The sequence below is a fragment of the Methanosarcina spelaei genome (genome assembly GCF_002287235.1).
In the GTDB taxonomy this organism is placed as follows: domain Archaea; phylum Halobacteriota; class Methanosarcinia; order Methanosarcinales; family Methanosarcinaceae; genus Methanosarcina; species Methanosarcina spelaei.
The window spans coordinates 1-7,037 of the sequence record NZ_LMVP01000108.1; the positions used below are offsets into that span (position 1 = coordinate 1).

At 40.8% G+C, this 7,037-nt stretch carries 4 protein-coding genes; 3 read left to right on the forward strand and 1 reads right to left on the reverse strand.

Features of this window, described 5'->3' with window-relative positions; all coding sequences use genetic code 11:
- From ASJ81_RS07265 to ASJ81_RS07275, 3 genes are all read left to right on the forward strand, one after another.
- Nucleotides 1–727: DUF3160 domain-containing protein (locus tag ASJ81_RS07265; protein WP_141241614.1), on the forward strand; the 727-nt coding region annotated here is incomplete at its 5' end.
- Nucleotides 728–1,067: 340 nt separating this feature from the next.
- Nucleotides 1,068–3,518, forward strand: coding sequence for a DUF3160 domain-containing protein (locus ASJ81_RS07270; RefSeq protein ID WP_095643902.1), 2,451 nt, complete (start codon nt 1,068–1,070; stop codon nt 3,516–3,518).
- A 95-nt stretch (nt 3,519–3,613) separates the two neighbouring features.
- Nucleotides 3,614–4,474 (forward strand): hypothetical protein, encoded by an 861-nt coding sequence (locus ASJ81_RS07275; RefSeq protein ID WP_095643903.1) that lies wholly within the window; start codon nt 3,614–3,616, stop codon nt 4,472–4,474.
- Nucleotides 4,475–4,697: 223 nt separating this feature from the next.
- Here ASJ81_RS07275 and ASJ81_RS07285 read toward each other — a convergent pair whose 3' ends face one another.
- Entirely contained in the window at nt 4,698–5,915 is a 1,218-nt protein-coding gene (locus ASJ81_RS07285; RefSeq protein WP_095643905.1) for a homocitrate synthase family protein, read from the reverse strand.
- Nucleotides 5,916–7,037: the final 1,122 nt, after the last annotated feature.

Sequence of the window (7,037 nt, forward strand, 5' to 3'; positions counted from 1 at the left end):
TTACTGGTCCTGGCTTTATTCTCTCCAGCCCCTCATGAAAGACTACGACTCAGGCTACCCGACTTTTATGCAAACTGATGCCTGGCAGGACAAGGAACTGAGCACATCGCTGGCTTCATGGACCGAACTCAGGCACGATACGGTTCTCTACACCAAACAACTCTATGCAGTAGATGTATCGCTTCCTGTGTTTGGAGACAAACCCGTGGGATATGTGGAACCTGTACCTGAATTTTATAACAGATTGCTGGCCCTCACCCGAATGACTGAAAGCGGGCTTGAAGAGATGAACGCGCTTGACGAAGATTCAAGATGGAGATTTGAAAGCTTGGAGCAGACCCTTGAAAAGCTTATCGAAATTTCCGAAAAGGAACTTGCAAATGAGGAGCTGACAGAGGAAGATAAAGTCTACATCTCCAAGTTTGGAGAAATGATTACAGCAAGTGCAAGTGTTGACGAAGAAGCCAGGAAAACTACCCTTGTTGCAGATGTCTACACTGAACCAAATGACGGACTCGTACTTGAGGAAGGAACAGGATACGTGGATATGGCGATTGTGGCTTACAAGCTTCCTGACGGAAGGATTTTCCTGGCTGCAGGACCCGTTATGAGCCATTATGAGTTCAAGCAGCCAATGGAAGCTCGTCTGACCGATGAAAAATGGAGAGAAACTCTTGAGGCAAACCCACCTGAGAGGCCGGAATGGGCTGTAACTTACAGGGTTTGATTTTACTCTCAAGTATTCCTAATAATTTTTAATTTTTTTATATTTTATGTCTTTTTTTATTCTTTCTTTTTTTTTTCTTTTTCTTTCTTTGAGATTACTTTTTAACGTATTTTTATTTTGATATAACTACTCAGATTCAAAATAGGTTAAAATATTTGAATAGATAATTTATAAAAGTTACTTTTCGAAAAATTTACCTCCCTCTCCCCTATAAGCCTATGCAAGTCTTCGGTTGCAAAACAGGATATCTGGACTATAAGACTGAGAAGGCAGAAACCCCCACCTATCTGAGCGAGAAAGCTCGAATCAGATATTGATCCAAGGTAACCGAGATGAAAGAATGAAGTACGGAACCAAGTTAGTTGCAGTTCACTTAGTTTTTTTGATCCTCATAATCTTCCTTTTTACAGGAGGATGCCTGGAACAAAGTTCCGGTTTAAATGAAAAAAACGGAACCGAAAAGACCGAAGAAGCAAACAATAGCAGTTTACCAAACCTCTATAACGATGTTCAAGAAACGGTTGTAACGACAGAGGAAGTAGACAATAACCAAAGCTCTTCAACTGGTCGATTGAAAACCGAAGAAATAAATCTTTCCGATTTTGAAGCCGGAAATTCATCTCTTACGGGAAACTACAGACTTGAAGCTGTTGATATAGAGTTAAAAGCGCCTTCTTATGAGTTGCCTCTTAAGAAAGATGAAATCTCTAACTACGGAAATTTTTCCGGTAAGATTTCTCTGAACGAGTCTGGTCTTAAGCTTCTTGAGAGCAATGGTTTTGTGGTGATTAAAAACCCTTACAACCCTGGGGAAGAAGATATAACTTCAATGTACTCGACCCTCCAGGAAGAGGAAATTCCTGTTTTTATTACTACGGATTCCCTGCTGCATCTTTATCATGTCCAGTTTGATGAAACACTTAGACTGATAGAAGAAAGGGAATTTTATGATACTCTCTGGAAGACTGACCTTGCTCTGCTAAATGCTTCCATTGAGAAGTATAATAGCGCTTCCGGAGATGAAAAGGAAGCGGCAAAAAGAAACGCAGCCTACTTCTCAGTTGCCTTAAGCCTTCTCCAGCCGAAATCTAAGCAGATACAGAAAGAAGACTACTACGATTCTGATTATATATCCTTTTTCCCTGAAGATACAGCGAAACAGTACCGGTTCGAGACTCCCGATTTCGTAAAAAAAGATGTTGAAGCGGAACTGGCTTTGATAGAAGCACACAAAGGCTTTGCTGTTTCTCCAATTTTCCATTACAAAGAAGATTATTCTCAATATGTACCACGAGGTCACTATACTCGCACCGAGCAGCTGGAGAACTACTTCAAGGCTTTTATGTGGCATGGTAGAATGAGCATGCTCTTGAAAGGTGAACTGATCAAATCCAGAGACCCTGAAAAGGATGCTCGCGTCCAGACTATTCAGGCAAGCCTGATCACTTCCCAGCTCCAGAGTGAGCCTGACCTTCTTAAGAACTGGGACCGGATCTACGAGGTTACAGCTTTTTACGTAGGTTTTTCCGATGACCTTGGGCCTTATGAGTATATGGAAGCCCTGGATTCGGTCTTTGGTAGTGGAAAAAGGAAATTTGACGAAACGACGGTCAACGAACTCAAAACCAAACTTGCCGAATACGAGGGCCCAAAGATCTACGGAGGTACGGGAAATTGTGTCCTGGAGCCACCTTTTACTTCTGAACAGGCTGATGAATGTCTCGAAAACACCACAGGCTTCCGCTTTATGGGTCAGCGCTTTATTCCGGATTCTTATGTTTTCTCAAATCTAGTTTGGCCATATACGGTAAAATATGCAGGTACAGGGGAGTATACGGATGAAAATAAAACTTCTTTTACACTGGTAATCACTGAAGCCGGCCCTATTCGCGGATTTCCGCGTGGGCTTGATATAATGGCCCTACTTGGTTCAGGAAGAGCTGTTTACTGGCTTGATGAACTGAACGATTCCAGTTACGAAAACTACAGTATTCAGTATGGAAAAATGGAATCTGAATTCTCGAACTTCAGTGCAGCCGACTGGAACAGGAACCTTTACTGGTCCTGGCTTTATTCCCTCCAGCCCCTCCTGAAAGTCTACAGTACGGGCTATCCGACCTTTATGCAGACTAACGCCTGGCAGGACAAGGAACTGAATACAGCTCTTGCTTCCTGGACCGAGCTCAGGCATGATACCATTCTCTATGCAAAACAGAGTGAAACCATGGATGGTAGCGTAGCACCAGGAGAAACTGAAGAAAAGCCTGCTGTTGGTTATGTCGAGCCTATTCCGGATTTTTACGCCAGGCTGCTTGCCTTGACAAAGATGACAAAACAAGGTTTGAGTGAAATGGAAGTACTTAATTCTCATTCGGAGAGAAGTCTGACAAGCCTTGAAGAGATCCTCACAAAACTTCAGGAAATCTCGGAAAAGGAACTGAAAAATGAAGAACTGAAAAATGAAGAATATGAGTTCATCAAGACTTTTGACGACCAGCTTGAGGGTACTAATGGAGACGATGATGATGTTAAGAAAACCACAATAATTGCTGATGTTCATACCAACGGAAATTCAGGAGATGTGCTTGAGGAAGGAATCGGGTATGTTGACATGCTGGTAGTTGCATATAAACTTCCGGATGGCAGGATCCTCTTAGGAGCCGGGCCCGTTATGAGCCATTACGAGTTCAAGCAGCCTATGTCCGACCGTTTGACCGATGAAAAATGGAGAGAAATGCTGGAAGAAAAACCACCTGAGAGACCCGAGTGGAGTTTGACATACAGGGCTTAAGCCCTAAAAAATACTTTTGAAATTTAGTTATCTTAATTAAATTTCAATTTTTATTAGAAGTTAAATTTGATTGGTTAGAATCCGAGGTACATAATATGGATTCAAGAAAATGCCTTTTAATAATGAAGAAAAACCTGATGTTTTTTCAGCTTATTCTTTCACTGATAGTACTTTTTGCATTGATGAGTACTGCTATAGCAGACGAAGATCCTGAAGAGACAGCAGATCCTCAAAGTCCCGTACAGTTCATTGGGCAAGTTTCTGATTACGGATTAGATCTGGACGGGGATGGACTATATGATTACCTGGTGGTTAAGTTTAATGCTCGGAGTAGCATACCCTCTACTTATTTTTTCACTGGAGATCTAAGTGTAGACCTGGGTTATCATGAGAGTAAAGGTTCAACAGCTCATGAGTTTCGTACACTTAACCTCGCAAAAAATTATACCTGCCTGGACGAAAATACCAGTGCAGTTGTCCTCAATTTTGAAGGCGGCAGAATTCATGAGAACGAATTAAATGGGCCCTATGAAGTGGAAATAAGTTTAAGTAACGAAAGCTGGGGTTTTGGAAGGGGAATGGAATATACGACAGAAGAATATGAATTTGTGAAATTTGAACAGCCTGAAATTTTGCTATCGGGGCCTGTCCGCTCAAAAACTCAAGCACTTGAGCTGGCCAGGCAAAGCGCTACTGAAGCAGGGTTAAACCCTGGAGAATTAAAGGATATAGACATTTCTTCTGAAAGAAAAGGAGAGGTATGGATTTTCAGTTTTGAAGAAAACGGCACCCATGAATGTTTTGCTGTTGAAGGTAATACAGTTGAAGATGTCAGGCACTGGACTCTAAATGAAAAAGCAACGAAGAAAACTTCAGCTATTTCTTTCCTGCATATGAATTCCACAGTTGCTCTGCTTGTAGCTGCATGTTTATTTGCAAGAAAGTCCCCTGTTTAAATCACAGGCCAAAAAGCTGCTGTTTGCCAGATAAAAAGGCCAGACGAGAAAAATAACTGAAAATGGAAAGGTAGTTGAAAATGGAAAGGTAGTTGAAAATGGAAAGGTAGTTGAAAACCTAAAAATAACTGGAAACCGAAAAACAACCGGAAATCAAAACTAAATGAAACAAGTTTTTTAAAATGAGAAAAACAAATGAGTTTAGGTGAAAGATTTAGAATTTTCAAATAGAAAACTTCTCTTCTCCCTTTTCATTTGTCTTCTTTTCCTGCCTGACCTGAGTAATCAACCTTTCAAGTTGATCCCTTGAGATGCTTTTATGCCTTTCTTCAGTGCAGACCTTGACTTTATCGATCAGGGCGCAGAGTTCCTCCCGCTCAAGGCAGAGGCCTATGCTGTTAATAATGCCTTTTAAGGCTTTTGTGCCGGTGTGCTTTCCTACAACCAGGTTGCGCTTTCCGCCGACCATTTCCGGAAGGAAGAGTTCATAGGTTCGCGGCTCTTCAAGGATTGCGGCAACGTGAATTCCGGACTCGTGGGTAAAGGCGTTTTGCCCGACAACAGCTTTATTTACCGAGGGTGTGATGCCTGAATACTCGGAGACCATTTTAGAAAGAGCGGTCAGCTTTGTAGTGTCATAACGATCTATGCCGTACTGCACCCTTAGGGCTACTATCACTTCTTCAAGGGAAGCATTTCCTGCACGTTCCCCGATTGCGTTAACCGTAGTATGGAGCTGTTTTGCCCCGGCTTCGGCGGCTGCAAGAGTATTTGCGGTTGCCATTCCCAGGTCGTCGTGGCAGTGAATACAGATTGAGGTGTTGACTTCCTTGAAAATTTCACTAACAAGATAGTGCGTCGTTGTAGGATTAAGGATCCCGATAGTATCTGCAAGGCTCACGTACTGTACTTTATATTCATTTTCGACTTCCTTGAAGGCCTGTTTTAAGCGGTCGATCGGGGTCCGGCTAGCGTCTTCAGCTGCAAAACGTACTTTTAACCCGTGATCGGTTGCGTATTCAATGGTTTCCTTGGCGCAGCCAAGCATCTCCTCAAGGCTTCGATGGTACTTGTATTTGAGGTGCATGTCCGACATTGCAATAAAAATACTCACAATATCAACATCGCATTCAAGAGCAGCGTCCACGTCCCCTTTTACTGCTCTTGAGAGGCAGCAGATCCTTGAATCAAAGCCCTGGTTTGCAATTTCCTTAACGGTTTCCTTTTCATTTGCGGAAACTACCGGAAATCCGGCTTCTATAACCTCGATACCCATAGAATCAAGTTCACTGGCCATTGCCAGCTTCTGTTCTTTTGTGAACACAATACCCGGAGTCTGTTCCCCATCGCGTAGAGTCACATCACATATTTCGACATCTAGGGGGCGATATTCGATAAAATCCATGAGTTTGTTTCTGGAATACTGCTCGCTCTCTGACATTATTACTACTTCCTGTGATTGTTTAATTATTGTGAGGTATTTTCGTAATTATTTTTAATGATATATAGATAATTTATCTGAAAAATACTCAAAGGCTGAATAAGAAGGTATCAGGGTTCAAACGCCCCTAAAAGTCAGAAAATCCTGTATCTCGTCAAAATTAAGCATAGCTTTACCTGCATATGTATAAATGTTTTCCTTGGAGGAATAGAATTTCCGGCAACGGCTTCTTAAAAAACGGGATAAAAATGAGCTCAAGTTTGACAATTTAGCTCATATCAGGGAGATTTTCAGTTAAAAGTTACACGAGAAGATTGAAATATTCCCAGGACAGAGAAAAGCACACAGTATGACAGAAAAACTTAAACTATAGGTAAAGGTTTTTCTCTGGGAGTATGTAAAAGCTTTTCTTAATACAGTAGTTCCGATCAGACTGACTTCCGAATGATAAAAACACGTTGATCTTAGTTTTCATCTACGGATTTTAGAAGTGAACTTTATTATTGATCAGATCTTAAAATTCTTAAGCCATAACTTTCATATACATTCTTCAAAAAATGAGATTATATTGAATAATTTTATAGCATTCGCTATTAAGTCTTTGAATTTTAATTTGATATAAGTTCATGCGTCTTCGGTTAAGTGAGGAATCGTGACAAATTGCATCAATTTCAACAACATTTGCCAAAAGTTTTAATAAATTATGAGTTGTAGCCAGATATCGATTTCATGTAAAGAGGCCAAAACTTAAAGCCGGTTTCTAATGCAAAATCGATAGCTTTCAGGTAAGAAAATTCCTTAACCGATGACCAATGGATATAAGTTATATTATAGTTAATCGAGTGCGTAGCACCCGATTTCTTTCTTTATTGAACCATCTCCATTGGTCATCGGTTAAGGAAAAATCGTTATCAATTGCATTGATTTTCATAAAATTTGTTAAATTATTCATCAAATGCAAAACTGGAATCTGATATCGATTTCAATTTAAACACTAAACATTTGGGTTTGAGTTTTTCCGTCGAAATCGAGATCAGCAGCTCAAAATCCTTAACCGAATACAAATGGAACCATCTCAAACAATCCAGTAACACACTAACTGGAATTAAGTTAAGCGACTTT

Bases quoted from the DNA above. Each gene is read 5' to 3' on its own strand.
- ASJ81_RS07270 (WP_095643902.1), top strand. From the start codon at position 1,068: ATGAAGTACGGAACCAAGTTAGTTGCAGTTCACTTAGTTTTTTTGATC.
- ASJ81_RS07275 (WP_095643903.1), top strand. From the start codon at position 3,614: ATGGATTCAAGAAAATGCCTTTTAATAATGAAGAAAAACCTGATGTTT.
- ASJ81_RS07285 (WP_095643905.1), bottom strand. From the start codon at position 5,915: ATGTCAGAGAGCGAGCAGTATTCCAGAAACAAACTCATGGATTTTATC.